The following is a 25,685-nucleotide window of genomic DNA, read 5'->3' as shown; positions in this document are numbered from 1 at the left end:
GCGCAGGCGATCTTATCGGCGAACGCGGTCGAGCACGTCGTCCCGGAGCGAGACCATCCGATCACGCGAAGGCGCCTCGACGTTGAGCCGCAGCAACGGCTCGGTGTTGGACGCGCGCAGGTTGAACCAGGCGCCGTCGGGAAAGCGCAGGGTGAGCCCGTCCATCTCGTCGGCCACCGCGTCGGGGTACGCGGCGCGCACCTCGGCCACCGCCGCCGCCTGGTCGGCCACTGTCGAGTTGATCTCGCCGGAGGCGACGTAGCGCTCGTACTCGCCGGCCATCACGGACAGCGGCAGCGACTGTTCGCCCAACGCTGCCAGGGTGTGCATCGCCGCGAGCATGCCGGTGTCGGCGAACCAGAAGTCGCGGAAGTAGTAGTGCGCGGAGTGCTCGCCGCCGAAGACGGCGTTCGTGCGGGCCATCTCCGCCTTGATGAAGGAGTGCCCGACCCGGGCGACGACCGGCTGCCCACCGTGCTCACGGATGATCTCCGCGACCGCGCTGGAGGTGATCAGACCGTGGATCACCGTGGAGCCCGGGTGCTTGGCCAGCTCGCGCGCGGCGACGAGGGCGGTGATCGCCGACGGTGAGACCGGCTCGCCCCGCTCGTCCACCACGAAGCACCGGTCGGCGTCGCCGTCGAAGGCCAGCCCGATGTCGGCACCGTGCTCGACGACCGCACGCTGGAGGTCGACCAGGTTCGCCGGATCCAGTGGGTTGGCCTCGTGGTTGGGGAAGCTGCCGTCCAGCTCGAAGTAGAGCGGCACGATCTCCAGCGGCAGCGGCGACAGGGCGGCGTCACCCAGCACCGTCGGGACGGTGAAGCCACCCATCCCGTTGCCGGCGTCGACGACCACCTTCAACGGCCGGATGCCCGAGAGGTCCACCAGCTTGCGCAGGTAGCCGGCGTAGTCGGGGAGCAGGTCACGCCGCTCGGCCGGCCGGGTCGGCGCACCGGCCGGACGGGCTTCGCCCGAGTCCAGAAGGGCCTGGGCCCGGTCCCGGATCTCCGCCAGGCCGCTCTCCTGGCCGATCGGACGGGCACCGGAACGGCACATCTTGATGCCGTTGTACTGCGCGGGGTTGTGGCTGGCCGTGAACATCGCACCGGGCAGGTCGAGCGAGCCGGAGGCGAAGTAGAGCAGGTCGGTGGAGGCGAGCCCGATCTCGATCACCGAGCGCCCCTCGGCCCGTACGCCGGCGGCGAACGCGGCGGCCAACCCGGGCGAGGTGGCCCGCATGTCGTACCCGACGACGACCGCGTCGCCCGGCTCGTCAGTGGAGTTGAGCAGCTGGGTGAACGCGGCCCCGAGTGCCTCGGCGGCCCGTTCGTCCCACTGGTCCGGTACCGTCCCTCGAACGTCGTACGCCTTCACGATCTGGGACAGATCAGACACGTGTTCCACTCCTTGGCCGCAAGTTAGACACCGAGCCTGAGCCTAACGGAGCCGCCGGGTCGAGCCTCGCTCAGCCGGGGAGCCGAGGAATGAAGACGGTGTGGCCACCCTCGTCGGTGGGCGGCGCCCCGGGCAGCGCCCTGGTCTGCGGTGTCCCCGGCATCGGCTGCGTCGCCTCCGGGGCGGAACCGGCACCGCCCGGCCGCGCACCGTAGACCCCGCCGGTCGGAGGGCGTGGCGACGGCACGGCACCCCAGTCGGCGGCCGGCGGCTGCTGGCCGTACACCTGGCCAGGGCGACCTGGCGCGGCCGGTGACCCACCACCGGCGCGGTAGGTGGTGCCGCCGGGGTCGCCCGGCAGCGCACCCGGTGACTCGTCGGACGGGTCGCGGTCCTGCCGCGACCGACGCAACAACAGCACGATGAGCAGCAGACCGACCGCCACCATCACGATGCCGAAGAACATCACCGGCGATCCTCCGCCGGACGACTCCGCAGCAGCCGCCTTGGTGTCCGGCGCGCTGGACACTCCGCCCAGAGCCGCCGGGTTCACGGCCTCGTCGACGGTCGCGACCTCGGTCGGGCTCGGAGTGGGCGACGCCTTCTTCGACGGCGTCGGCGACAGGGTCACCCGCCCGCCGGTCACCTTGGCCACATCGCTGTGCTGGCCCAACGTCTGCCCCTCGGCGCTGAGACCCACGCCGGCGACGACGAGCCGACCACCGGGGGCACCCGCGGCGATCGCCACCCGGTACCGCACCGTGATCCCCTTGCCCTTGCACAGCTTCGGCTTCGCGGGCGACGTCTGCGCGGTCTGCACCGTGCCACTGCCGCCCGACACACCCACCGGAAGCCAGCGCCCATCCGCGCTGACCTCGACCGTCACCTGACCCGGCTGAAGACCTTCAAGGCGCAGACCCAACGCGGTACGTAGCAGGACGCACCCGTCGGTGCGCTTGCGCACCGCGACGTTCACCCCCTGCGGGGAACCACCAGCGGCGAAACTGCTGGCCGCACCTACCCGGACCGAGTCGCCGTCGGCCAACGCCGGCGACGCACCGAGCATCACCAGGCCGCCAGCGAGACCGCAGGCCGCCGCGAGCCGTGCCGTGCGTCGACGCACCGTCATGATCACCTCGCCGTTCTCCCCGGGTGGGGTCCGCGGGTCAGGCTACTACCGGCCCAGCCACCCCGTCGGTCATAGAGCGGCCCGGATGTGTGCGGCGTTACGGTTGACGACCCAGCCCGTCGACCTGCGTAGAGGATCGGCATCGCACCGGATCGCCGCAGGTGGGGCGCGTGCTCGGGCACCGTTCGGTCGCGCAGCGCGAGCCGTCGGGCGCAGTCAGTCGGCGTGCTCCGCGCGGGGCCGCAGGGTGCGGCCGTCGTCCGAAGTCAGTCGGCCTGCTCCGCGCGAGCCGTCGGGCGCGGTCAGTCAGGGTGCTCGGCTCGGGCGAGGGCGTCGCGGCTGAGTCGGTCGGCGGTGCGAGTGGTCTCCGGCAGCCGGTAGCGCGGGGTCAGCGCGAGCACCTGCGCGGTCGCGTTGTCCAGGCTCATCCGATGGCCGACGCTGACGAAGACCGGCTTCACACCGTCGTGGGTCCGCAGCACCCGGCCGACGACGTCACCGTCGTCGCGGAGCGGCGACCAGGCACCCCGATGGTCGGCCGGCGGATCCCACGCCCCGACCAGCGGCGTCTTCCCCACCCCGATGGCCGGCAACCCGGTGACCACCCCGAGGTGACAGGCAAGCCCGAACCGTCGCGGATGGGCGAGTCCGTGCCCGTCGCAGACCAACAGGTCCGGCACGACGCTCAGGCGGTCCAGCGCGCCGAGCAGCGCGGGCAACTCACGGAAGGCGAACAACCCCGGCACGTAGTCGAACGCGGGCCGTCCCACGCTGACCGCGGAATCAACAACCTCCAACGTCCGGGCATCCAGCACCGTCACCGCCGCCGCCAGAAGGTCACCACCCCGGGAGTACGCGACGTCCAGGCCGGCCACCGCCACGGGCGCGCTCGGCCCCGGCCCGACCAGGTCGACCAGCGGCCGCAACTCCTCCTGTACGGCCACCGCCTCCGCCACACTGCCCGGCCCCGCCGGCTGCATGCCGATGTCCCGCCCTGCGCTGATGCGCTGCCCTGCGGTCGGCCCCAGGCGTGATCCACTCGACTTCACGGAAGCAGGGTTATCCCACAGCGCTGGATGCCTAGTTCTCATGAAACCGGAGTCGATCACGGTCGGTGAAGGCCGCCCGCGTCGACGCTGGTGGCATTGCCGTCCGTCGAACCCTGGGCCGAGCGTTCACGCTGGTCGCCCTGGGCACGAAGCCCTCCAGGAGCGGCCTCGACGGAGGACTTTCGGCCCCTGATCAGGCCAAGGCCGACCGCGAAGGCAACGCCCAGGGCGACGCCGAAAGCCACCCCACCCTTCGCACCGAACACAGGGATGCCGACAGCCAAACCGACCGCAATGCCAACCGGCCATGCCCAGACAGTGGACCAGGTGCTCTCCGAGCCGGATCTCGCCATGCGTCGATCTTATTCGGACGCGCCAACCCCCGCCCCACCACCGCCCTCGTTCCGCGCCACCGGAGACCGCCGGCCCCCTACAGCATGGATGTCAACGTACCTACGGGAAGGTCAGCCCGCCCCCGACTTCGGATCTTGCCCATTCATGCCGCTCCCTTGGCGCCCCTGATTCGCTGACGCCGCACGGCTATGGTCCAGTACCTCCCGCATCGGACGGAAACATAGCGCGAATGCCGTCCTCGTCGAGCAGAGGGCGACCGCCAGTTATGGCCTCGGCCACACTCTCAGCCGTCGCCCTGCTGACTGTTTCGAACCGATCATCGTTTCGATGGTCATTAACGAAACGTGCGACGAGCGCGGGGTCAAAGGCCCAACCTCCGCTTCGGTGATCCCATAATATGGCATTTCCGGTACCTACATCAGCCACGAAGAGACCAGCCGGCCCACCTTCCTTTTGGTCATTTTGATAGATTACGTAATACGTCAACAATTTCTTTCTCCAACTTGGCGGCAACGTCTTCCGCTACTGGGAAGTCGCTGAAATCCAACCCCAACTCTTGAGCTATCTGCGAAAAGTTGGCCCCTTGACTGTCAAGCCAGGACTGATACTTGCGCCACGCATCTCCGTTCCGACTCAGCCACTTGGCGAAGCTCGCGTCCTTGGTTGGGTAGCGGTCCGCCAGACCCGGCGGCACACTCTCCGACATCCGCCGCTCACGGTTTGCAGCAAGCATCCGCAGGAACGCGTGTACATGATCCTCAGGCCTGCTCCCGACCCGCCGCAGAATCTCATAGTCAACGTGAGTCCGCATCCACGCTTCTCGCGAATCTCGGGTGTGCAGTTGCAACTCGACAAGAAGGCCGCCGGGAGAGCGTAGGGTGCAATTGAATCCGTAAAACCTGTTGCCAGCCCGCCAAAAGTTTTTGAGCTCTGCTTGCGGCACGGAAAATCCGGCCTCCACCAGACCTGCGATCACCAGATCAACAGCAACCCGATAGCCGTCGGAAGGTGGCATCTCGAACAAGAACCGCAGAGCGTCGTTCACAGTGCTCGCGAACTGCTCAACGCCGATGGCCGCACCTCGCGCCTCGTCGAGGAACTTTCGTGCCAAAGAGTTCAGCTTCTTGACACGAGAGGCCCTGTCACGCAACTGGATCGGCTCTGGAAGGCCCATCGCCTCCGAAACATTCCGCCCAACCTGAACCAGAGCCGCCTCCACCTGATCGGCGACCGCGGCCGCTCGATCACGAAGGGCTGTTAAGCCTGCCAACTCCGCTGCCGTCAGCTGCGCCAACTCGACGTCTGGAGGATGCGATCCGCTTGCTTCGTCCACGCCGTCATCCGGCGCGACCGGGTGCTGCGCTGATCCCGGGCCGTCCAGCAGCAGGTACATCCGGTTGACGTACGGGTCGCCGTGGCCGCCATCGCCACGCGTCGGCGGGTGGTCCGGGAGGTCGGGCCGCTCGCTGAACCGACCTCGGGGCAGCCCGCCGAGCGGCATAGGTCGGCCGTCCCCGCCCAGCACCAGCGCGTCGATGCCGACCACGTCGGGGTACAGCGGCCGGTCCCGGACCATACCGGTCTGCGGATCGACGTAGAGCACTGTTCCGTTCTGGTTGAGCGCCACCCAGGCGTGCGAACCGCCGTGCGCCCACTCGGTGACCAGGAACGCGTAGCTGCCGTGGCCTCCCAGCAGCAGCTGGTCTTGTAGGTTGCGGTAACCCCGGTCGGCGGCCGGCCGCGCCTGTTCGGCGTACGTGCGTTGGCCGGACGGGGCGAGGAGTTGCTGGAAGCGTCCGCCGGTGACGTCCTCCACCCGACCTGGGCCGCCGGCCTCGCCACGGATGGGTCGACGGATGTCACCGTCCAGGTAGCCGTCGAAGGTGCGGGGCGCGGACACCCTTGGCCGCCCGTGGACCCAGGTCTCGAACAGCGACATCGTGCAGTCCAGGCAGTTGATGCCCCGGGTGGCGTCGGCGGCGGGACCTCCGTCGTTGAGGAGCCGGAACCAGCCGCCCCTTCGGGGGTCGGCGGTACGGGTGACGGTGCCGTCCGGCTCGCGGGGCATCTGCCGTTCGACGTCGACCTGGTGCAGGGCGAGCGGCGGTCGCAGCCCTCCCGGCTGGCCGTACGGTCGGGAGTCGTCGATCGGTGGGGGCCCGTCGTCGCCGGTGAGCCGGGACGGGCCGGAAGTCTCCACCGCGCCGAGCGCGAGCGCGCCCACGTCCCGGTTGGCGTGCTCGAAGGTGGCGGCGCTGATGTCCACCACCTGCGGCGCGGTGGCGCCAACCAGCACCGCGTCTGCCAGGTCCCGCCAGTGGGCGTACGCGCGTGCCTCGTCGTTCGCGGCGCGCTGCCAGCCGTCGGACCACTGTCGGTGACCTGCTTGGTGCAACTGTCGGGCGTACGTGGCGTACTCGATGGCTCTGCGGTCGTGCTCCGCGGCCCGGGCGCGCAGTCGGGCGGTTTCTGCCCGGCGGCGGTTGGTCTCGAAGCCGGTCCGCTGCGATTCGTAGTGGCCTTGGTAGCGCCGACGCTCGGCGGCTTCGGCCTCGGCGGCCCACTGCGCCGCGTAGGAGTCGTCGGTCTCGTGTGCCGGCTCTACCGGGTCGCCGAAGACCAGGTCGACGGGGATCGACGCCCTGCCCCGGGCCGGATGCTCGGGTGCCGGTGAGCGCACGCCACGGGCCGGTGCGCGGGACGGGACTGTGGATCGGCCCACCACGGTCGGGGGCGCACCGACCGGCGGGGCGACGCTGGCCGCCGGTGGCGTCGGGCCCGCGGTTGCCGGTGCGGGCAGACCAGTCGACGGAGGCCAGGCCGTCGGGCCGGCGGGATGTGCCAGGTTCCCGGGCTGGCCCGGCGCGGTGCCGGTGACCGGCCCGCTGGCCGGCTCGGCGGTCCCGACCACGGGTGCGGCAACCGACGAGAGCCTCGGATCAGCGGCCACCGACGACAACGCCGGATCAGCGGTCACCGAGGACAGCGCCGGGTCGGCGGCAATCGGCGTCAGCGTTGGATCGCCAACCACCGGTGGCATCCGCCCGGCGTGCAGGGAGGACGCAGTCGGATCAGCACCCGGCATCGGAGGCAGCGTCCGAGCCGCGTCCACAAGCGACGAAGACGGGTCGGCAGCCACCGGCGGCAGCGGCTGAACAGCCGCCACCGGCTGCGCCGCGATCGTGTCGGTCTGGAGAGGTGTGGTGGCCGTCGGCATCGGGTCGGGCGGGCGCAGCGGGTGGTCGATGCCGTCCATGTCCGGGCTGACGTCGACCGACTGTGGCACCGGCATGTGCGCGTCGACGGCGGGCGGCAGATCGGCGCGGAACGGGGCCACCTGGTCCGGTGCTGTGGCCTGCGTCGGCACGACCGGGGACGCACCTGCTCCGGGCGAGCCCGCCACGGCAGGCGCGCTCGCGGCGAAGGTCGCCCCGGAAACCGACGTGTCGCCGGCGAGCGCCGCCACGGACGGCAGCGCGGGACCGGCGAGTGACGCCCCGGCGAGGGCGTCGGCCTGTGCGTCGAGCCGGGCGCGTAGGGCGTGGTCGGTCTGGCCGGTCACCGAGCCGGTGGCCCCGGACGCGGCGGCCCGTGCCACGTCCTCCATCGAGGTCAGGCCCTGGCCGGTGGCCAGGCTGGCAGCGCTGTCGGCGAGCACCTCGCCGGTCATCTCCCGCCCCAGGTGCTCGCCGACTCGGGCCGCTCGCCCCGTCGCGTGTCGACCGAGGCCGGCAAGCGGTGCGACCGCCCCACCGGCGAGCCCGCCGACCGCCGACGCACCGAGGTCGGTCAGGTCCAGGCCGTGTGCCCGCCCGGTGGAGTTCTGGTACGCCTGGGTGGCCAGCGTGACACCGCTCTCCTCGGCGGCCTCCTCCAGCCCTTCGCGGGCGGCCCGCTTGGCGAACCCGCGCACCCCGCCCCGGGCGACCTCCTTGGCGGCTCGCTCGCCGGCCTCCCGGAGCCCGTGCTTGAGCGACTTGCTGGCCAGTTGGCCCATCAGCCGTTTGAAGATCTGTTGGACCAGCAGCCGCGTCGCGGTGATCGCCGCACCGGCGGCCGGAGTGGCGGCCCCGGCGGTCAGCACCGCCGCGACCGCCACCGAGAGCAGCTCGATGACGAGGATGCCCAGCTCGATCCAGACTTCGAGCTTGGCACCCTCGATGTCGCACCCGCATTCCTCGACCAGCCGGCCGAGGTCGGCGGTGACCGCAAGCAGCACGGGCAGCGGGGCGTCGGGGTTCTCGGCGATCCCCCGCCAGGCGGCCTCGAATGCGGCGTCGACGGCCCCGACCCCGCCGTACCCGTTGCGCACCTCGACGGCGGCCGCGGCGGCGTCGAGGTGCGGGCCGGCGATCACGGCCGCGACGTCGTACCACTTGTCGGCGACGTCCCAGACGGCCCGCTCGTCGCCCTCCGGCCACTGCACGCCGACCACCCAGTCGAGTGCTTCGTAGATCCACCCTGGAACGTCCCACGGTGCGAGGTCCAGTGGATGCGGAATCGGGCTGGGTAGCACTGTCATTCCGATCCCCGGCCTCAGTGCCTGTCGGTGGCCCGACCGAACCGGGCGGCGTTGGCCCCGTCGGTCTGCACGCTCGCATCGACCGCGCGAACCACGTCGCCGCCCAACTCGGTGAGCCGGTGCCCGACACCCGCCCAGGCCCGCAGCATGGTCTGCTCGATCTCACGGTAGTTGCGTTCGAACGCGGCACCGATGTCGTCGCGGCCCCACGGTCTGGCACCGCTGGCGGCCTCGATCGCGCCACCCTCGGCCGCTCGGCGGGCCGTCACCGCCTCGCCGGCGAGCGCCAGGTCGGCACCACCCCGACGCGCCCGGGACGGATCGAGCCAGAGCTGGCCGTCGGTCATGCCTGCCCCTCGCGCCTGCCGAGCACCGCGTCGGCTCGACCGAGCAGGGCCGCGTAGTCGCCGGTACGCAGGAACTCCACCGAGCCGGAACCGGCCGGCATGCTCTCGGCGACGAGGTCGCGGGTGGCGTCGGCAGCGGCGGTCGCGGCGGCCTGGACCGTTTCGGTGATTTTTCGGCCGAGCGCCGCGGCGTCGCGCTCGCGGTAGACGGTCGACGCCAGCTCCACCTGGATCAACTCGCCGCGGGCGCCCACTGTCGCGATGACCTGACCGTCGGCCGACCGTCGGGTCACCCGTAGCTCGGCGAGCCGTGCCTGCAGGTCGTCCAAACCGGATCTGAGCTGCTGGTATTGCCCGTAGACGTCATCGAATCGGGCTCGTAGCTCGCGGTTGGCGTGCCGGTCCACGTGTTCGCTCACCGCCGCCCCTCCCGTCACCGTCGGTAGAGCAGCACCATACCGGCTGCCATCGATCCGTGTAGTCCGGTAGTTTCAGTGCGTGATCGACCGCCAGCAGGCCGAACAGCTCGCCGCCACCTGGGCCCGCCGCGACTCACTGCGGCTGGGCCACGAGTGCACGGCGCTGGTGGACGAGTTCGACCTCGGCTACGTCATCACGTCCGTCGTCGCCGCCGAGGTACGCACTGTCCCCGGCGACCTGCCGACGACAGTCGTCGACAAGCAGACCGGCACGGTGACCACCTGGCCACGGGTGCCGAGTGACGTGGTGGCGGAGTTGTACCGCCGCAGCCAACCGGCCGGGCCGACGGCTCCCCGCACCGTCGATCCGTCGAGTCTGCTGACCCGCGAGATCCACCGGGTGGCCACGCCGAACACCTCGGCGCACCTGACCATCGACGGCCGGATCTGGACGGCGGAGGGCGCGAAGGGCGACGTCCCGCTGAATCATCACCCGCTGGTCCGCGATTACCTGGACCGGCTGCCGCCGGGCGAGCTGGTCCGGGGCGGGGAGGCGCACGCCGAGCTGATCGTCGTCTCCGACGTGCTGCACGAGTACGACCACCGTCGGGCCGCCGAAGGCATCGCGCCGATGGGTCGGGCCGAGGCGGCAGCGCTGCTGGAGGGCGCCCGGTTCGAGATATTCCGGATCCGGGAGCCGGGCGATCCGGCGGGTGGCCCCGCCGAACTGCCCTGCGACTCGTGCATCAGCTTCCTGGTGCGCGCCAACGTCCTGCCGCAGTCGGCTCGGGCGTACACCGAGACCTGGCGTGCGCCCGCGGCAACCGACCCCGCCCCTGGGCGCTTCCCGGCGGTGGTGGCCAACGCGCTGGTCGCGGCCGGCTGGCGACCGCACATCGGGGACCAGATCATGGCCGCCGCAGCGGTGCGGGACGTGACAGCGGTATCAGGGGTGACCCATCAGCACACGGTCTTTCCGGCCGCAGTGGAGGCGCTGACCGCGTTTCCGAGCCTGGTTGGTGCCCGGCGCGGCCGAGGCGAACAGGTGTGGATCTCCCGTTTCGACATCCGCCCGCACCTGATCGCGCACACCGCCGACACACTCGCCGACTTCGGCGCGGTGCTCGGCGTACGCCTCTTCCCGATCGGCACCGAGCAGCAGGACAGCATCCTGGCGGTCGACGAGCGGGGGCGGGTCTTCGCGCTCGACCAGACTGGCGAGTGGTTCCTCGGTGACACCATCGACGCCGCGTTGACCACTCTGCTGCTCGGCCGCGCCCCGGCCCGGGTTCGCGACGACGGCACCTGGCAGGCCGACTAGGGCGGGGCCCGGTGCACGAGCCCCGACCCCGGAAATCAGCGAAGCACCTCGACCGTGTTGCGGCGGACCAGGTTCTTGCCCGGCTCGCGGATCTGCTCCATCGCGGCCGAGTTGAGCAGCACGCAACTGCCCGACGGCCCGGTCACCGTCACCGTGGTCGCCCGGTTGTTGTCCAGGTTGGTCACCCGCAGCCGGGTACCCACCGGGAACTGCCCGCTGGTGGCCCCCGGCCCGGCGGCCTCCTCGAAGAAGGTGATCGCACCCGAGCACGCCGACCGGGGTGCCGGGCCGGACGCGGCCGGCGACGCGGCACCGGGGCGTACCGTGCCGGGAGCCGGCGCGGCGGCGGGCGGTGCCGCACCGTCGACGCGTTCCACCACGTTGCGCCGGATCACGTTCTTGCCGGGTTCCCGGACCAGCTCCATGGCGGCGGCGTTGAGCAGCACGCAACTGCCCGACGGCCCGGTCACCGTCACCGTGGCCGCCCGGTTGTTGTCCAGGTTGGTCACCCGCAGCCGGGTACCCACCGGGAAACGGTCGCTGGTCGCCGCCGGCGCACCGCCCTCCGCGGAGAAGGTGACCGAGCCGGAGCAGACCGACGACCGTGTCGGGGCGGTGCCGGCGAACCCCAGGTTGGTTCCCACCGCCACACCCGCCGCGGCGAGCACCGCCACGCTCGCCGCCAGCACGTGCCTGCGCTGCACCCTCATCGCCGTCACTCCCGTCCTCGGTGTTTCGTCACCGCCTGGTACGGACGGCAGCGCCCTACCGTTCAGCTGGCACGGGAATCGATCGAGCGACGGACAGGTCCACCGGCCCGTACCGGGTGCACGGTGCCCCGGTGATCAGCGCCCAGTAACGATCCCCGTACGACCAGTGCCACCACTCGGTCGGGTAGTTGACCATCCCGGCGCCGCCGAGGGCGTCCACCATGATCTGCCGGTGGTGTCGGGCGGTCGCGCTGATGGTGGGCGCGTCGGTGAAGCAGGCGTCGGCGCTGTCCTCCGGCGTCGCGTCGATGGCCGTGCCCAGGTCCAGCTCCACGCCGTCGTCGGTGCAGAGTGTCAGATCGACGGCCCCGCCCGTGCTGTGCGGGGCCACCTCGACAGGTGAGACGAACTTGGTGGTCTCGCGGTGCAGTCGCTCGGGAGACCAGTCCGCGTGCCGGCGACGCAGCTCGTCACGGTAACCGGTGAAGATCGCCAACTGCGCCTGGTACGGCCGGTAACCCTCGACCACCAGCAGCCGCAGCCCGGAGGGCAGGGCACGCTGCGCGGCCAGCAGACGGTCCACGACCCCGGCCCGCAACCGGGCGTACGCCCCGGCGGGGTCGACCGCGCGGCCGTCGAGGCGCAACTCGGGCAACGCCCGCAGGTCCACCAGCGGGTCGCCGTCGTCGGAGCTGGGTACGGCGGCCACCCGGGGATCGGAGAGCAGGATCATCGGACGCTGCCCGCCGTCATCGCAGACCGTCCGGCGTGCCGGACGCGGGCCAGATCCACGAGGCGGTCCACCACCTCCCGGTAACCGACACCGACAGCGGCCCACACCTTCGGGTACATCGAGTGCGCGGTGAAACCGGGCATGGTGTTCAGTTCGTTGACGTACACCGCACCGGTCTTCTCGTCGTAGAAGAAGTCGACACGGGCCAGGCCCCAACCGCCGATCGCGGCGAACGCGCGCAGTGACAACTCACGGACCAGCTCGGTCACCTCGTCCGGCAGGACGGCGGGAACGATCATCGGGTCGGCGTCACCGAAGTACTTCTGCTGGTAGTCGAACCAGCCACCGGCGACCTGCACCTCGCCGACCGCCGACGCCTCGGGGCGCGCCCCGCCGAGCACCGCGCACTCCAGCTCGCGACCGGTGACCCCCTGCTCGACCATCACGAGTTGGTCGTGGCGAAGCGCCTCCTCCACGGCGGTCGCCAGGTCGTCGCCGACGCCGACGCGGGAGATGCCGATCGAGGAACCCATGCTGGCCGGTTTGACGAAGAGTGGCCGACGCAGCCCCGCAACCAGGTCCTGCGGGTCGTCGGCCGCTCGGTAGGTGTGCGAGTCGAAGGCGACGTACGGGGTGACCGGAATGCCCTCGGCCCGCAACGCCCGCTTCATCGCCACCTTGTTCATGCCCACCGCGGAGGCGAGGATGCCGCAGCCGACGTACGGCACGTTCAGTGACTCCAGCAGCCCCTGCACCACACCGTCCTCGCCGTACGGACCGTGCAGCACCGGGAAGACCACGTCCAGCTCGGCGTGCACAGCGCCGGGGGCGTTACCGGCGGCCACCTGCACGACGCCCGGACGCGGGCCGGCCCGTAACTCGACGGCCGGGCCGGTCACCACCAGGTGGTCGTCGATGGCCCGCTCGCCGGCGGGCCGGTCGCGCAACTCGGCCAGCAGCGCATCCGGCATCAGCCGGAACCCGCCGCTGCGGGTCACGCCGATGGCGACAGTGCGGTAACCGCCACCGGCGAGCGCCCGGGCCACCCCGAGCGCGGACGCGCAGGACACCTCGTGCTCCGCCGACGGTCCACCGAACAGGATGCCGATCCGAATCGGCGCGTTCATGCCGCCACCCCTTCCGCCGCCACGGTGCTGGGCCGCTGGACGACCAGCCGGGCCACCAGCGACGCCTCCACGTTCCCGCCGGTCAGCACCACGCCGACCGTCCGCTGCCGACCGAAGCCCAGGCCCGCGTCGCCGGAGAGCCGGAGCGCCCCGGCCAGGCCGGCCGCCCCGGACGGCTCGGCGAGCACCTTGAACTCCATCAGGATCAGCCGGAACGCCGCTCCGATCTCGTCGTCGTCGACCCGGACGACCCCGCGCAGCGCGTCGCGCACGATGGCGAACGGCAGCTCACCCACGCAGGACGGCCGCAGCCCGTCCGCGATCGTGCGCGCCGGCGCGACCGGGACGCGCTCACCGGCCGCCAGGCTGCGGGCGAGCGAGTCACAACCCACCGGCTCCACGCCGTACACCTCGATGCCGGTACCGGCGGCGGCCAGGCACGCGCCGGCCACCCCACCACCACCACCGACGGGTACGACCAGCGCGTCCAGTGGTGTGCCCGCGCGCTCGGCCTCCTCGATCAGCTCCAGGCTGGCCGTGCCCTGCCCGGCGATGACGTCCGGGTGGTCGTACGCGTCGACGACCGGGTGACCGCTCTCGTCGCTGAGCCCGCTGGCCGTCGCCGCCCGCTCCTCGACGTCGGTCCCGGCGAGCACCACGCGCGCCCCCGCCGCGCGGGCCCGGTCGATCTTCGTCGGTGCCGCGTCGACCGGCAGGACCACTGTCGCCGCGAGCCCGTGCTCCCGGGCCGCCAACGCCACCGCGATGGCGTGGTTGCCGGTGCTCTGCGCGATCACACCGGTGTGGCCGGCCGCGGCGAGCCGGCCGACCGCACGCAGCGCCCCCCGCATCTTGTACGAGCCGCCGTTCTGCAGGTTCTCTGCCTTGAGCAGGACTCGCGCCCCGGCCAGCTCGTCGATCACCGGGGACCGCAGCACGGGGGTGCGGACCACGCGACCGGCAAGCCAGCGGCTGGCCTGCTCGACATCGGCCCGGACCTGGCCAACGGTGCGTGTCATCGTCTCTCCTTTTTCGGGCACACCGACGGCGGGATCCAGTGGTACGTGGACCCCGGTGCAGGTGTGGATGCGTCAGGTCAGGGTGGGTAGCTGGACGTCGACCCGCAGGCCGCCGTGCTCGGCGGGCCGGGCCGCGATGATGCCGTCGTGCGCCTGCGTGATCGAGCGGGCGATGGCCAGACCCAGACCGGCCCCGCCGCCCTGCGAGGTCCGGTCCCGGGCGAGCCGGCGGAACGGCTCGAAGAGACCGGCCACCGCCTCGGCCGGCACGGGCTGACCGCTGTTGACCACGGACAGCGCGGGCATTTGGTTCACCACGACTTTCAGCGAGCCGCCCGGCCGGTTGTACTTGATTCCGTTCTCCACGAGGTTCGTGACCAGGCGTTCCAGCAGCACCCGCTCGCCGACGACGACCCGGGGTTCGAGGTGGGTGTCGATGGTGACTCCGGCCTCCCGGGCACGGTCCTGGTAGCTGGCGAGCACCGCCTCGACGATCGTGTCGAGCCGCTGCGGTATCCGCGAACGCAGACCCTGATCGCTCTCACTGAGCGCGAGCAGACCCTCGATCAGCCGCTCGTTGCGCTCGTTGGTCTCCAGCAGTTGACTGGTCAGCAGCTCCAACTGCTCGCCGCTGAGCGCTCGGGCCATGCCGACCTCGATGAGCGTGCGCTGCACGGCGAGGGGCGTACGCAGCTCGTGCGAGGCGTTCGCGGCGAACCGCCGCTGCCCGTCGTACCCGGCGGAGATGCGTTCCATCATGTCGTCGATCGCCCGGGACAGCTGGGCCAACTCGTCGCGGCCCCGGGGTCGGATCCGGTGACCGAGGTTCTGCGGGCCGAGGTGCTCGATGGGCCCGGTCAGGTCACGGACGGGGCGCAGGCACCACACCGCACCGAGCCAGACCCCCAGCAGCGCGGCCAGCGTCACCAGCAGGATGGCCGCCAGGGGCAGCGCGAACGCCCCCGGGCGCGCGTCCGCGCACACCGTGTACAGCCCGGGTATCGGCAGTTCGCAGAACTGCCTCCCCCAGATCCAGGTCGTCCCCGCCAGCCACTTGCCCATCGTCGGCAGCAACGGCCCGGCCAGCAGGGCCAGCAGACCTACGAGCAGCACCCGACGGCGGGGCGTCCAGGTCACGCCGTCCCGCCGATGCGGTAGCCGGCCTTCGGGACGGTGTGGATGACCGCCGGATCGCCGAGCTTCTTGCGCAGGGTCATCACGGTGACCCGTACGGCGTTGGTGAACGGGTCCGCGAACTCGTCCCAGGCCTGCTCCAGCAGGTCCTCGGCGCTGACGACCTGGCCGTCCGCGCGCAGCAGAACGTGCAGCACCGCGAACTCCTTCGGGCTGAGCGCGAGCGGACGGCCGTTCCGGGTGGCCAGGTGCCGACCCACGTCCAGCACCAGGCCCTCTTGGGCGAGCACCGGTGGCAGCGCCGGCGTGGACCGGCGGCCGAGCGCCTGCACCCGGGCGACCAGTTCGGCGAAGGCGAACGGCTTGGTGAGGTAGTCGTCCGCGCCGAGGCCGAGACCCTCCACCCGGTCCCGGATGCCCGCCGCGGCGGTGAGCAGCAGCACCCGCGTGCCGACCTGGGCGTCGGTGATGCTGCGGCACACCTCGTCGCCGGTGTGACCCGGCATGTCCCGGTCCAGCACCGCCACGTCGTACCGGTTCACCCCGACCCGCTCCAGCGCGCCGTCGCCGTCGTAGCAGACGTCCACGGCCATCGACAGGCGGCGTAACCCCTCGGCCACCGTGTCCGCCAACAACCGCTCGTCGTCCGCCACCAGCACCCGCACGTTGTCGCTCCCCCGAGTTCCGCTTACCCGGCATACCGTGGCAGGCCCGGGTTAAGGGTTCCGTAAGCACCCGCCGACAGCCATCGTCCACGGCATTGCCCCAGGGACAAGTCTGCGCGACCAGGGGGCCGCCGGGTTCGTCCCAGTCCCGTGCCGCCCGCACCCGGTGTCCCGACCGCCCCAACGGAGAGTGAGCCGCGTCACGAGCCCTCCACCGCGCCCCCGCCCTTACGCGTCGATCATGGAGTTGTGGTTGACGTTCTGCATGGCTTTGCCCGATTGGCGAGGCACCACAACTCCATGATCGACCGGGCGGGGGTGGGGGCGGGGGGTGGGGGTGGGGGTTAGGGGTGGAGGAGAGGACGCAGGGTTTTGATTATGTGGGCCGGGCGGCGGTAGAGGTCCAGGTCTGTGAAGTGGCGCATTTGCCAGCCGTTCGCGGCGAGCCAGTTCGATCGGGAACGATCGTGCCGGAGACGGTCGCGGTCCAGGTGGGACAGACCGTCGTACTCGACACCGACCCGATGGTGCCGATAGCCAAGGTCGATGCGGTACAGCGGTATCCCGTTGCCGTCTCGGACCCAGATCTGCGGCTCCGGTGGTGGAAGGCCGCCGTCGACCAACACCAGTCGAAGCTGGCTTTCCTGTCGGCATTCCGCACGGGGGTCGGCACGTGGCACGAGATCGCGAGCCTGACAGACCCCACGGAGACGCTTGTGCCGCGCGACCTCGGCCCGCAGCTCCTCGGGCTGGCAGGCACCTACGCGGAGACAGAGGTCCAGCAGCGGCATCACGTCCATCCGACGCATCGATCGCGCGAGGTCGACGGCACATCTGGCAGCGGGCGCGCAGGGCACTCCGGCCAGCAGCACAGGATCGCGCACGGGCAGCACCGCCTCGTGGGCGATCACGCCCCGCATGTGCGGGACGTTCTCCCCGGCCGGCACAACCACGTGCACGTCGGGGGTGCGCGCATCGCCGAAGCCATGGAGTTGTGCGCCAGTCTGGAAGCCGACGACGGCGGTGGCTGGCAGCCGTCGAAGGATCGCCGGCAGGTGTGCTGCCAGATCAGCCGATGGCGCGTAGACCCCCCGCGACAGCCGGTGCTAGCCCCGCTCCCTCTACCCGTCGATCATGGAGTTGTGGTGCCCCACAAAAGCCTCTAATGAGGATCTATCACCAACCACAACTCCATGATCGACGCGTAACGGGGCGGGGTCAGTCGCAGGCTGTGCCGTCGCCGTCGCGGTCCAGGTCGTAGATGTCGGACCCGATCACGCGGATGGGGCCGCTGACGTATGCGGGACCGTTGCCGCTGCCGCCCGCACAGTCGACGTCGCTGGCGATCGGGACACAGCCGCTGTAGTTCGGGTCGCACTTCGACGACTGCGGCTTCTTGGTGCCGACGGCGACGACCTGGGTCACCGGCTGCTTCGTCACTGTGGACGTGACCAGCTTCCGGGACGTCCGCACCCCGTTCGTGGTGGTCACCTCGTACGTCAGGGTTCGCACCCCGTTGACGCCCTTGGTCCGCACGACCCGCTTGCCCTCGGCCAGGGACGCGTCCTTGACGGTCTTCTCGGTGTACCGGACGGTGGCTTGCTCCGTCTCGGTCGTCACCTTGACGACCGGCGCTGTCGCGGCATCCGACGGGGTCGGCGAGGCCGGCGCCGGGGGAACGACGGCGTCGGGAGCGGCAGTTGGCGTGGCGTCCGGCTCGGTGACCGGGGCGGAGGACTCCTCGGTCGGGTCGGCCGGCGCCGCCACGATGGGCTGCTGCGCCTGCTCGGCGGCCGTGCCGGTAGTGGTCGGCTCGGGCTCGCCGGCCAACGCGCCGATGATGGCGGTGCCGGTGCAGCAGAGCAGCAGGATCGACAGGGTCACCGAGCCGAGGATCACGGCGGTGCGGCGGGCCGGACTGGCCCGACGGAACCAGTTCGGGCGGGGCGCCTGACCGAACGGCGACGGGTACGGCGGGCCCGGGTTCTGTGGTGATTGCATCGTCACGGCGATGAGTGTCGTCGCAAACACCGTGTGCAATATCATCCGTCGCGCTCGTCACCTGCGCCGTTCGCTTCACACCGATGATCCGTGGGCGCTTCCCCGGACGACGAGACGCCAGCCGCAGCAACCCTCCCGTCCGATCGGCTCGGCCGATCGTGCGGCTGCATTTGCCGACAAGAGCCGCAAATCAGCACCCCGCACGCCGTCGCGCCGTCGATCGCCACCGGACGACCGGTGAGCTGTCGAGATGCCGTCAGCAGGCGCGGTCAGCGCACCGTCCGCGCCGACCCGGCCCGCGAGGCGGCCCGACCAGCCGACCGACCGCGCAGCGAGCCGAGCCCCACGAGCAGCAGCGCGACCGCGAACATCGCGGTGCCGATGACGTTGACCTGCGGTGGGATCCCACGCTGGGCAGCGCCCCACACGTACATCGGGAAGGTGACAGTGGTGCCGGCGTTGAAGTTCGTGACGATGAAGTCGTCGAAGCTCAGCGAGAACGCCAACAGCGCGGCGGCCACGATGCCGGGCAGCACCAGGGGCAGGGTGACCCGCCGGAAGGTCTGCCACTCGCTGGCGTAGAGGTCCATCGCGGCCTCCTCCAGCCGCCGGTCCATCCCGGCCAGCCGTGCCTTCACCGTGACCACCACGAACGACACACAGAACACGACGTGCGAGATCACCACCGTCCAGAAGCCCTGTGGCACCCCGGCGGACACGAACAGCGCCAGCAGCGACGTGCCCATCACCAACTCCGGGGTGGCCAGCGACAGGAAGACCAGCACGTTGACCCCGGTCCGGCCGCGGAAGCGGTGCCGGACCAGCGCGAACGCCATCAGGGTGCCGAGCACTGTGGCGACGACTGTGGCGAGGAACCCGATCTGCACACTGCGGACCACCGCGTCGCACATGTCCGAGGTGGCACACGGCCGACGCCAGTTGTCCAGTGTGAACTCGTTGAAGTCGTACGACAGCCGGTTCGACGGGCGGTTGAACGACAGCGCCGCCACCACCAGGTTCGGCAACGCCAGGTACCCGAGCACCAGCAGCGCCACGATCAGCACCCAGCGGTCAGCCAGCCAGCGCGCGATCCTCACCACACCTCCTCCCGGCCGGCTCTGCGGAGATATCCGACGACCACCGCGAGGATCGCCGCCATCAGCAGGACCGACAGCGCGGCGCCCTGCGGATAGTCCAGCCGGACCAGGAAGGCCGAGTCGACGACGTTGCCGATCATGTACTCGTTCGGGGTGCCGAGCAGCTCCGCGTTGATGTAGTCGCCGCTGGCCGGAATGAAGAACAACAGCGTGCCGGCGACCAGACCGGGCATGGACAGCGGCAGGGTCACCCGACGGAACGCCCGCACCGGGCTCGCGTACAGGTCGCTGGCCACCTCCAACAGCCGGGGATCCAGCCGCTCCAGGCTCGCGTACAGCGGCAGCACCAGGAACGGAAGGAAGGTGTACGTCAGGCCGAGCACCACCGCGAACGGGGTCGCCAGCAGCCGCCCGTCCGGCGCGAGCAGGTGCGCGTCACGCAGCAGGCCGACGAGCGCCCCGTTGTCCGACAGGACCGTCTTCCAGGCCAGCGTGCGCACCAGGAAACTGGTGAACATCGGTGCGACAACGCACACCAGCAGCAGGTTCCTCCACCGGCCGGCCTTCACGGCGATCGTGTACGCCAGCGGGTAGCCCAGCAGCAACGCCAGCACCAGGGCCAACCCGGCGTAACCGAACGAGCGGAGGAACTGCGGCCAGTACGCCTGCACCACGTCCGGGTAGTTGCCGAACGCCCAGGTCATCGCGTACCCGGTGGTGAGCGAACCGCTGGGGTCGTAGAGGCTGGCCGCCGCGAGCTGCACCAACGGCACACCGAAGAACACCAGCAGCCAGGCCACGCCGGGCAGCAACAGGAGGTACGGCAGGAGTCGCCGCCGCGTCAGCCGGGTCACGACGACGCGGGCAGCAGGAACGCGTGCCGTGGATCCCAATGGGCCACGGCCGCCCCGCCGACCGCCACCGGGGTCGACGTTCCACTGTTGGCGGCGAACACCGACAGCTCGATGCCCCCGCCGGTACGCAGCAGGTACTGCGTGCTGACCCCCACGTAGGAGGCGTCGGTGACCACCCCGGCGACGTGCTGATGACCCACGGGCACCTGGGCGGCGGAGCCGACCAGTTGCAGTTTCTCCGGGCGTACCCCCAGGTGGACCGGCCCGCGTTCGGCCCGTGAGCGGCCGACGGGCACCGAGTAGCGCGCGCCGTGCGCCGTCACCGCGACGTCGCCGCCGCTGACGCCGGTGGCCTCGCCGGCGAGCAGGTTGGACTGGCCAAGGAAGTTCGCGACGAACGCGGTGGCGGGGAACTCGTAGATGTCGGCGGGCGCGCCGAGCTGCTCGATCCGGCCGGCATTCATCACCGCGACCGTGTCCGCCATGGTCATGGCCTCCTCCTGGTCGTGGGTGACGTGCACGAAGGTGATGCCGACCTCGGTCTGGATGCGCTTCAGCTCGATCTGCATCTGCCGGCGCAGCTTCAGGTCGAGAGCCCCCAGCGGCTCGTCCAGGAGCAGCACCTGCGGTCGGTTGACCAGCGCCCGGATCAGCGCGACGCGTTGCTGCTGGCCGCCGGAGAGTTCGGCGGGTCGCCGGCTGCCGTAACCGTCGAGCTGCACCAGCGACAGCATCCGGTTGACCTCGTCGGCCACCGGGCGGATGCCGCGCCGCCGCAGCCCGAAGGCCACGTTCTCGAAGACGTCGAGGTGCGGGAAGAGCGCGTAGCTCTGGAAGACGGTGTTGACCGGTCGCTGGTACGGCCGCAGCCGGCCGATGTCCCGGTCGCCGAGCAGCACGTGGCCGCTGGTCGGCTCCTCCAACCCGGCGATCATCCGCAGGGTGGTGGTCTTGCCGCAGCCGGAGGCACCGAGCAGCGCGAAGAAGGAGCCCTGGGGAATCGTCAGGTCGAGGGCGTCGACAGCGGTACGGGTGCCGAACCGCTTGGTCAGGTCGGCCAGGCGCAGGTCGCCGGCCGGTGTCTCGCGCGCCATCCGCGTCACGCCCCGATGACCTGCTGGAACTTGCCCTCGTACTCCTTCTCCTGCTTCTCGTCCAGGGTCATGAACACAGTGGACCTCGACAGCAGCGCCTCGTCGGGGAAGATCAGCGGGTTCGCTGCCAACTCCGGGTCGATCTTCTCCATCTCCGCCTGGGCGCCCCGGACCGGGCAGATGTAGTTGACGTACGCGGCGAGCCTCGCGGCGACCGCCGGCTCGTAGTAGTAGTTGACGAGCTGCTCGGCGTTGGCCTTGTGGGTGGCCTTGTTGGGCACCAACATGTCGTCGCTGTAGAGCATCGCGCCGGAGTCGGGCGCGACGAACCTGACCTTCTCGTCCGCGCCGGCGAGCTGGATGACGTCGCCGGACCAGCCGATGCACGCGGCGATGTCACCCTTGGCCAGGTCCGGGGCGTAGTCGTTGCCGGTGAACCGGCGGATCTGCCCGGAGTCGACGGCCTTCCTCAGCTTGTTCAGCGCGTCGTCGAACTGGGCGGGCGTGAAGTTCGCCGGGTCGTGCCCGTTCGAGGCGAGCAGCAGGCCCATGGTGTCGCGCATCTCGCTGAGCGCGGTCACCCGGCCCTTGAGGTCGGGGCGGGTGAGCAGCTCGTCGACCGTCCGCAGCTCCTTCGTGACGTTGCCGTTGTACGCCAACCCGGCGAGGCCGGACTGCCACGGGATGGAGAGCCGGTTCTCGGTGTCGAAGGAGCGGTCGAGCAGCGACGGGAGCAGGTTGGCCCGCACGTTCGGGATCTTCGCCGGGTCGAGCTTCTGCACCCAGCCGAGCCGGCTCATCCGGGCCGCCATCCAGTCGCTCAGCACGATGATGTCCCGGTCGATGCTCTGGCAGGCGGCGAGCTGGTTCCGTACCTTGCCGAAGAACTCGTTGTTGTCGTTGATGTCCTCGGTGTAGGTGACAGCGATGCCGGTCTTCGCGACGAACTCGTCCAGGCTGGGCCGCTTGGACTCGTCGGTCTCGTCCACGTCCAGGTACTGCGGCCAGTTGGAGAAGGCGAGCTTCTTCTCGGTGCCGGACAGGTCCTCGCTGACGCAGCCGGCCTCGGTCTGCTGGGCGCCCTTGGTGCCGCAGCCGGCGAGGCTGCCGCCCGTGGTGAGCAGGGCAACCGTGCTTAGAGTGCCGGTGAGTAGTCCACGCCGGGAGAGGGGCCGGAGGGGCGCGCGCATCAGTCTTCCTCAGGGTCGGTGCCGTGGACGCCTGACACGATGACAAACCCGCAGCGCCAGAAGAGCATCGGGGCCAGCGCGTCACCGCCCGTGCAGCCGTCCATCACGCTCAGCGTGGTCCACGCGACGTCGGAAGGCTTGATCCACTCGCCTTTCGGGAAACCGGGCCATCCTCGCGCCGTGACACCGCGCTTTCCGTGAACCCGAATGGATCGGCCCGGGGTCCGGTCAGCGGTCGGGCCGGCGCACACCGTCGACGAAGGACGCCCAGGCGGCCGGCGCGAAGGCCAGGATGCCACCGTCACGGTCCTTGCTGTCGCGCACCAGCACCCGGCCGGGCAGGTTGTCGGCCACCTCGACGCAGTCGCCGCCGTTGTTGCTGCTGCGGGTCGCGGTGTGCCAGCGGGCGTCGGTCATGTCCATGTCGTCGCCACTTCCCTGATCAGCTCGATCGACCGGCGTTGGGGTAGCGCCTCACCGGTGACGCTCTCCCACCTGCGTCCCAGGTTAACGACGTCGACGGGATCGGTCACGATCTGACCGCGGAGCTGGTTGTCGAGATACGCCAATTCCGTCCCGTCGGGCAGGCGGCCCAGCACGAAGGGGCCGGCCAGGCCGGTGTGCCACGGGCTGTCGGCCGGGATGACCCGGACCTGCACGTGCTCCCACTCGGCTGCCGCCGCCAGGTGAGCCAACTGCCCGGACATCACGGCGCGGTCGCCGACCAGGCGACGCAGCACCACCTCGTCGATCACCGCAACGAGCTGCGGTGGGGCATCGCGGCCGAGGACCGCCTGCCGTTCGAGGCGACTCGCGACGATGAGATCCACCTCGGACGGCGGGACCAGCCCACCGGTGCCCAGCACCGCGCGGGCGTACCCCTCGGTTTGCAGTAGACCCGGCACCAGCAACGGCTGATAGGACCGGATCGAGATGGCATCCTGCTCAAGCTCGGCCCACGGTCGGAACCACGGCAGGTCACGGCGACGGAACGGCTCCGGCCACAGGTCGGCCGCGTCCCGGCACAGGATCCTGGCCACCGCGACCCGGGTACGCGGATGCGGGATGTGCCCCACGGCAAGCCACCGCGCGGTCGTCTTGGGATGGACGCGAACCTTCTCCGCCAGCGATTCGACAGTCTCCCCCGCCTCGGCCATCGCCACCCGCAACGCCTCGTTCGCCACCGGAGCCTCCCGCCCGCCAGGCGCACACCGCGACTTGGATCGATGCACGCTGCGGCGGATGGTAACCACGCTGCGTGGCGATGTCTGTGGTCTACCGGCGTGTGGCGGTCAGACATGTCGGCGCACTCCCAGAACGCCCCCGGAACGCCCCCAAGCTGCCCAGCGCCCCAAACGCTGACGGCCTCCCCCACCACCTCGTCGATCATGAAGTTATCGCCACGACACGCCGCAGCGAGCGTCAATAACTTCATGATCAACGCAGGAGGCCGGGAGGCCGGGAGGGGGCGCGCGCCGGCGGGGCCTAATGGTTGGGGGGGATGACGCGGAGGTGGCCTCGACGGCCGGTGGAGTGGGACTGGTCGGCGTGCGACCGGTCGTGGGGCTCCTCCGGAGGACGGGGGGCCGGGCGGGCGGCTTCGCGGACCGCCTCGGCGAGCGCGACCAGGTCGTCGGTGGTGGGCGGCGGCGGCTCGAACTCACCCTCGTGCCGGACCACGTCCCAGCCCCGCGGCGCGGTCAGGCTGCGGGCGTGCGGCTCACACAGGTCGTACGTGTGCGGCTCGGCGAACGCCGCCAGCGGCCCCACCACCGCTGTCGACTCGTTGTAGACATAGGTCAATGTGGCGACCGCTTGCCGGGGGCAGCCGTTACGGGAGCAGCGCCGTGGTGACCTCACGGCGGCAGGGTATCTCCATTACCGGGTCCGGCGCATCGCTTCGCGTTGCGACACGCCCGTCATGGTGATCACAGTTGACCGTTCCGGGCGCGCCGCGCCACGGGAGCGGCGCTGCCGCTGGCCAGCCCAGCGTGGGCGCTACCCTTTGCCTCATGACGAGTCCGGAACACCGCCGCCCCGGCTCCGGCCGGCGTGCGCACCGTGATCGGCACGGGCGCGGCCTGCGCGGGCGGTTGGTGCCGGCCACGGTTCCGCTGGCGCGGACCAAGGCCGAGGTCTTCGACGACCTGGTCCTGGACACGGTGGAGACGCTGGAACGTCGGTTCGCCAAGGAGTTGGCCGGGGTCGAGTTCGCGGTCGAGGACGTCCCACCGGACCTCAACGTCTACGACTCCGACGTGCTGGAGGACGGCGAGGTCCCGCTGGCCCGACTGTTGCCCGGCCGCCCGGGCCGACAGGAGGTGCCGCCGAGGATCGTGCTGTACCGGCGGCCCCTGGAGTTCCGGGCGATGGACCGTGAGGACCTTGCCGATCTCGTCCATGACGTGATCATCGAGCAGGTGGCGAACCTCCTCGGGGTCGACCCCGAGGAGCTGGCCTGAGCAGTCCGGCCGCGCTGGCCTGAGCAGTCCGGCCGTGCGCCGCGCTGAGCGACCCCCCGCGGGCCGGACTCCGCTCCGGTGGAGCTGCCGTCTGGGTGTGACGTCGGGCGGCCCCCACCGCCCCGACCTCGCACCGCTCAGGCGGCCCGCCGCTTCAACTTGCGCCGCTCCCGCTCGGAGAGCCCACCCCAGATGCCGAACCGCTCATCGTGCCCCAGGGCGTATTCGAGGCATTCGGTCTTGACCTCGCAGCGCCCACAGATCCTCTTCGCCTCCCGGGTCGAACCGCCCTTCTCGGGAAAGAACGCCTCGGGGTCGGTCTGCGAGCACAGCGCTCGCTCCTGCCACTCCGGCGCGTTTCCGAGCAGGTCGGCCACCTCAAGCTGGCCGTCCATCAAATGCCTCCTTGTCGCGCACCGGCGTCATCGCCGCTGCAACCCCCCACGCGAAAGGCGTGCTTGTCCGTCCGGTCCCTTTTTGTTGCGTTCCGTGCGAACAACCCCATTCAAATTACACGCGTGTAATGCGTGCGCCGTCAAGCCAAACTTGATAATGGAGTCGCCCTCCCGACACCCCCGGACGGCCACCCAGGCCGTCCAGCCTCGCAACCTGCCCTATCGATTCAGACCCCGGCCGAGTAACGCCCTCTCCGGCGAGTTGCCCGACTTTTCTGCCGTGGCGCTCCCCTGACGGATCGCCGCCCGGATGGCACCAGACACCTCCACCATCAAGCTGATCTTGGTGGGGGACAGGTTAACGCGGCGCGGCACGGACCGCCCGTCGATCGATGGACAGCACGTGCGCCCCGTCCACAGTGTGGACGGGGCGCGACCGGAGAACCGATGCGGAGAGGTCAGCCGGCGACCCTGAAACCGCTGCTGGGCCACACGAACTCGGCTATACGTCCACCATGGACGGAAACCTCCCCGACGGAGGTACCCTCGTCCCACCAGACGGTATAGATTCCGGCCGGCAGATCGGGATAGACCGCACCGTGGAACGTAGACGATCAGGGCACCGGTGTCGCCGCCCAGATCGAGGACGACACTCCCGGTCTCCG

Annotated in this window: 26 protein-coding genes; 3 read left to right on the top strand and 23 right to left on the bottom strand. The window is 70.8% G+C overall.

The genetic code is table 11. The features are described 5' to 3' along the window. Positions 1-12: 12 nt before the first annotated feature. The 7 genes from O7614_RS06625 to O7614_RS06595 form a co-directional block, all read right to left on the bottom strand. A complete protein-coding gene (locus O7614_RS06625; protein WP_278137588.1) occupies positions 13-1,398 on the bottom strand; it encodes a phosphomannomutase/phosphoglucomutase in 1,386 nt (461 codons plus the stop codon). Between the two features lie 70 nt (positions 1,399-1,468). Continuing rightward, positions 1,469-2,527 (bottom strand): hypothetical protein, encoded by a 1,059-nt coding sequence (locus tag O7614_RS06620; RefSeq protein WP_278137587.1) that lies wholly within the window; start codon positions 2,525-2,527, stop codon positions 1,469-1,471. Between the two features lie 302 nt (positions 2,528-2,829). Further along, the gene (nfi, locus tag O7614_RS06615) at positions 2,830-3,507 is read right to left on the bottom strand and encodes a deoxyribonuclease V (protein WP_278142180.1); all 678 of its coding nucleotides are present in this window, start codon (positions 3,505-3,507) and stop codon (positions 2,830-2,832) included. A gap of 125 nt (positions 3,508-3,632) precedes the next feature. Further along, positions 3,633-3,929 carry a hypothetical protein gene (locus O7614_RS06610; RefSeq protein ID WP_278137586.1) on the bottom strand — a complete coding sequence of 99 codons (297 nt, stop codon included), beginning with the start codon at positions 3,927-3,929 and terminating at the stop codon, positions 3,633-3,635. 458 nt (positions 3,930-4,387) lie between these two features. After that, entirely contained in the window at positions 4,388-8,452 is a 4,065-nt protein-coding gene (locus tag O7614_RS06605) for a toxin glutamine deamidase domain-containing protein (RefSeq protein ID WP_278137585.1), read from the bottom strand. Between the two features lie 14 nt (positions 8,453-8,466). Beyond that, positions 8,467-8,799 (bottom strand): hypothetical protein, encoded by a 333-nt coding sequence (locus O7614_RS06600; protein ID WP_278137584.1) that lies wholly within the window; start codon positions 8,797-8,799, stop codon positions 8,467-8,469. Continuing rightward, entirely contained in the window at positions 8,796-9,218 is a 423-nt protein-coding gene (locus O7614_RS06595) for a YbaB/EbfC family nucleoid-associated protein (RefSeq protein ID WP_278137583.1), read from the bottom strand. The genes O7614_RS06600 and O7614_RS06595 overlap by 4 nt, the downstream gene beginning before the upstream one ends. Positions 9,219-9,297: 79 nt before the next feature. Between O7614_RS06595 and O7614_RS06590 the strand changes: the two genes are divergently transcribed. Beyond that, complete coding sequence (locus tag O7614_RS06590; protein ID WP_278137582.1) at positions 9,298-10,539, top strand: SUKH-3 domain-containing protein; 1,242 nt, start codon at positions 9,298-9,300, stop codon at positions 10,537-10,539. A 35-nt stretch (positions 10,540-10,574) separates the two neighbouring features. Here O7614_RS06590 and O7614_RS06585 read toward each other — a convergent pair whose 3' ends face one another. The 7 genes from O7614_RS06585 to O7614_RS06555 form a co-directional block, all read right to left on the bottom strand. Next, positions 10,575-11,249, bottom strand: coding sequence for a hypothetical protein (locus O7614_RS06585; protein WP_278137581.1), 675 nt, complete (start codon positions 11,247-11,249; stop codon positions 10,575-10,577). Between the two features lie 55 nt (positions 11,250-11,304). Continuing rightward, positions 11,305-11,982, bottom strand: a complete 678-nt coding sequence (locus O7614_RS06580; protein WP_278137580.1) for a M15 family metallopeptidase — start codon at positions 11,980-11,982, stop codon at positions 11,305-11,307. After that, positions 11,979-13,109 (bottom strand): D-alanine--D-alanine ligase family protein, encoded by a 1,131-nt coding sequence (locus tag O7614_RS06575; protein ID WP_278137579.1) that lies wholly within the window; start codon positions 13,107-13,109, stop codon positions 11,979-11,981. Before O7614_RS06575 ends, O7614_RS06580 begins: the two co-directional genes overlap by 4 nt. Beyond that, positions 13,106-14,128, bottom strand: coding sequence for a pyridoxal-phosphate dependent enzyme (locus O7614_RS06570; RefSeq protein WP_278137578.1), 1,023 nt, complete (start codon positions 14,126-14,128; stop codon positions 13,106-13,108). Before O7614_RS06570 ends, O7614_RS06575 begins: the two co-directional genes overlap by 4 nt. Before the next feature lie 72 nt (positions 14,129-14,200). Next, on the bottom strand, positions 14,201-15,265 hold the full coding sequence (locus tag O7614_RS06565) for a HAMP domain-containing sensor histidine kinase (RefSeq protein ID WP_278137577.1): 1,065 nt from the start codon (positions 15,263-15,265) through the stop codon (positions 14,201-14,203). After that, positions 15,262-15,927: a response regulator transcription factor gene (locus tag O7614_RS06560; protein WP_278137576.1), complete on the bottom strand. Its 666-nt coding sequence runs from the start codon at positions 15,925-15,927 to the stop codon at positions 15,262-15,264. The genes O7614_RS06565 and O7614_RS06560 overlap by 4 nt, the downstream gene beginning before the upstream one ends. A gap of 344 nt (positions 15,928-16,271) precedes the next feature. Next, positions 16,272-16,427 carry a hypothetical protein gene (locus tag O7614_RS06555; protein WP_278142179.1) on the bottom strand — a complete coding sequence of 52 codons (156 nt, stop codon included), beginning with the start codon at positions 16,425-16,427 and terminating at the stop codon, positions 16,272-16,274. On the opposite strand from O7614_RS06555, the gene O7614_RS06550 reads away from it, so the two are divergent. Beyond that, entirely contained in the window at positions 16,395-17,093 is a 699-nt protein-coding gene (locus O7614_RS06550; RefSeq protein WP_278142455.1) for a hypothetical protein, read from the top strand. The two genes, O7614_RS06555 and O7614_RS06550, sit on opposite strands and share 33 nt — an antisense overlap. A 52-nt stretch (positions 17,094-17,145) precedes the next feature. Here the strand turns inward: O7614_RS06550 and O7614_RS06545 are convergent, their stop codons facing one another. The 8 genes from O7614_RS06545 to O7614_RS06510 form a co-directional block, all read right to left on the bottom strand. Next, positions 17,146-17,928: a G5 domain-containing protein gene (locus O7614_RS06545; RefSeq protein WP_278142178.1), complete on the bottom strand. Its 783-nt coding sequence runs from the start codon at positions 17,926-17,928 to the stop codon at positions 17,146-17,148. 269 nt (positions 17,929-18,197) lie between these two features. Further along, positions 18,198-19,025 carry an ABC transporter permease gene (locus tag O7614_RS06540; RefSeq protein WP_278137575.1) on the bottom strand — a complete coding sequence of 276 codons (828 nt, stop codon included), beginning with the start codon at positions 19,023-19,025 and terminating at the stop codon, positions 18,198-18,200. Continuing rightward, positions 19,022-19,879 (bottom strand): ABC transporter permease, encoded by an 858-nt coding sequence (locus tag O7614_RS06535; protein ID WP_278137574.1) that lies wholly within the window; start codon positions 19,877-19,879, stop codon positions 19,022-19,024. Before O7614_RS06535 ends, O7614_RS06540 begins: the two co-directional genes overlap by 4 nt. Further along, complete coding sequence (locus O7614_RS06530) at positions 19,876-20,973, bottom strand: ABC transporter ATP-binding protein (RefSeq protein WP_278137573.1); 1,098 nt, start codon at positions 20,971-20,973, stop codon at positions 19,876-19,878. The genes O7614_RS06535 and O7614_RS06530 overlap by 4 nt, the downstream gene beginning before the upstream one ends. A gap of 5 nt (positions 20,974-20,978) precedes the next feature. Next, entirely contained in the window at positions 20,979-22,163 is a 1,185-nt protein-coding gene (locus tag O7614_RS06525) for a spermidine/putrescine ABC transporter substrate-binding protein (RefSeq protein ID WP_278137572.1), read from the bottom strand. Positions 22,164-22,391: 228 nt separating this feature from the next. Continuing rightward, positions 22,392-22,580 (bottom strand): DUF397 domain-containing protein, encoded by a 189-nt coding sequence (locus tag O7614_RS06520; protein WP_278142177.1) that lies wholly within the window; start codon positions 22,578-22,580, stop codon positions 22,392-22,394. Beyond that, positions 22,577-23,320 carry a DUF5753 domain-containing protein gene (locus O7614_RS06515; protein WP_278142176.1) on the bottom strand — a complete coding sequence of 248 codons (744 nt, stop codon included), beginning with the start codon at positions 23,318-23,320 and terminating at the stop codon, positions 22,577-22,579. Before O7614_RS06515 ends, O7614_RS06520 begins: the two co-directional genes overlap by 4 nt. 328 nt (positions 23,321-23,648) lie before the next feature. Continuing rightward, positions 23,649-24,023: a DUF3499 domain-containing protein gene (locus O7614_RS06510; protein ID WP_278137571.1), complete on the bottom strand. Its 375-nt coding sequence runs from the start codon at positions 24,021-24,023 to the stop codon at positions 23,649-23,651. 152 nt (positions 24,024-24,175) lie between these two features. Here O7614_RS06510 and O7614_RS06505 point away from each other — a divergent pair, with 152 nt between their 5' ends. Beyond that, positions 24,176-24,625, top strand: coding sequence for a metallopeptidase family protein (locus tag O7614_RS06505; RefSeq protein ID WP_145786394.1), 450 nt, complete (start codon positions 24,176-24,178; stop codon positions 24,623-24,625). 137 nt (positions 24,626-24,762) lie between these two features. On the opposite strand, the gene O7614_RS06500 is transcribed toward O7614_RS06505, so the two are convergent. Next, positions 24,763-25,020: a WhiB family transcriptional regulator gene (locus tag O7614_RS06500; protein ID WP_088986255.1), complete on the bottom strand. Its 258-nt coding sequence runs from the start codon at positions 25,018-25,020 to the stop codon at positions 24,763-24,765. Positions 25,021-25,685 lie beyond the last annotated feature (665 nt).

Source organism: Micromonospora sp. WMMD961, from assembly GCF_029626145.1.
GTDB lineage: Bacteria > Actinomycetota > Actinomycetes > Mycobacteriales > Micromonosporaceae > Micromonospora.
Note: the sequence above shows the minus strand (reverse complement) of the source record. Positions and strands in the feature narration are given on the sequence as shown.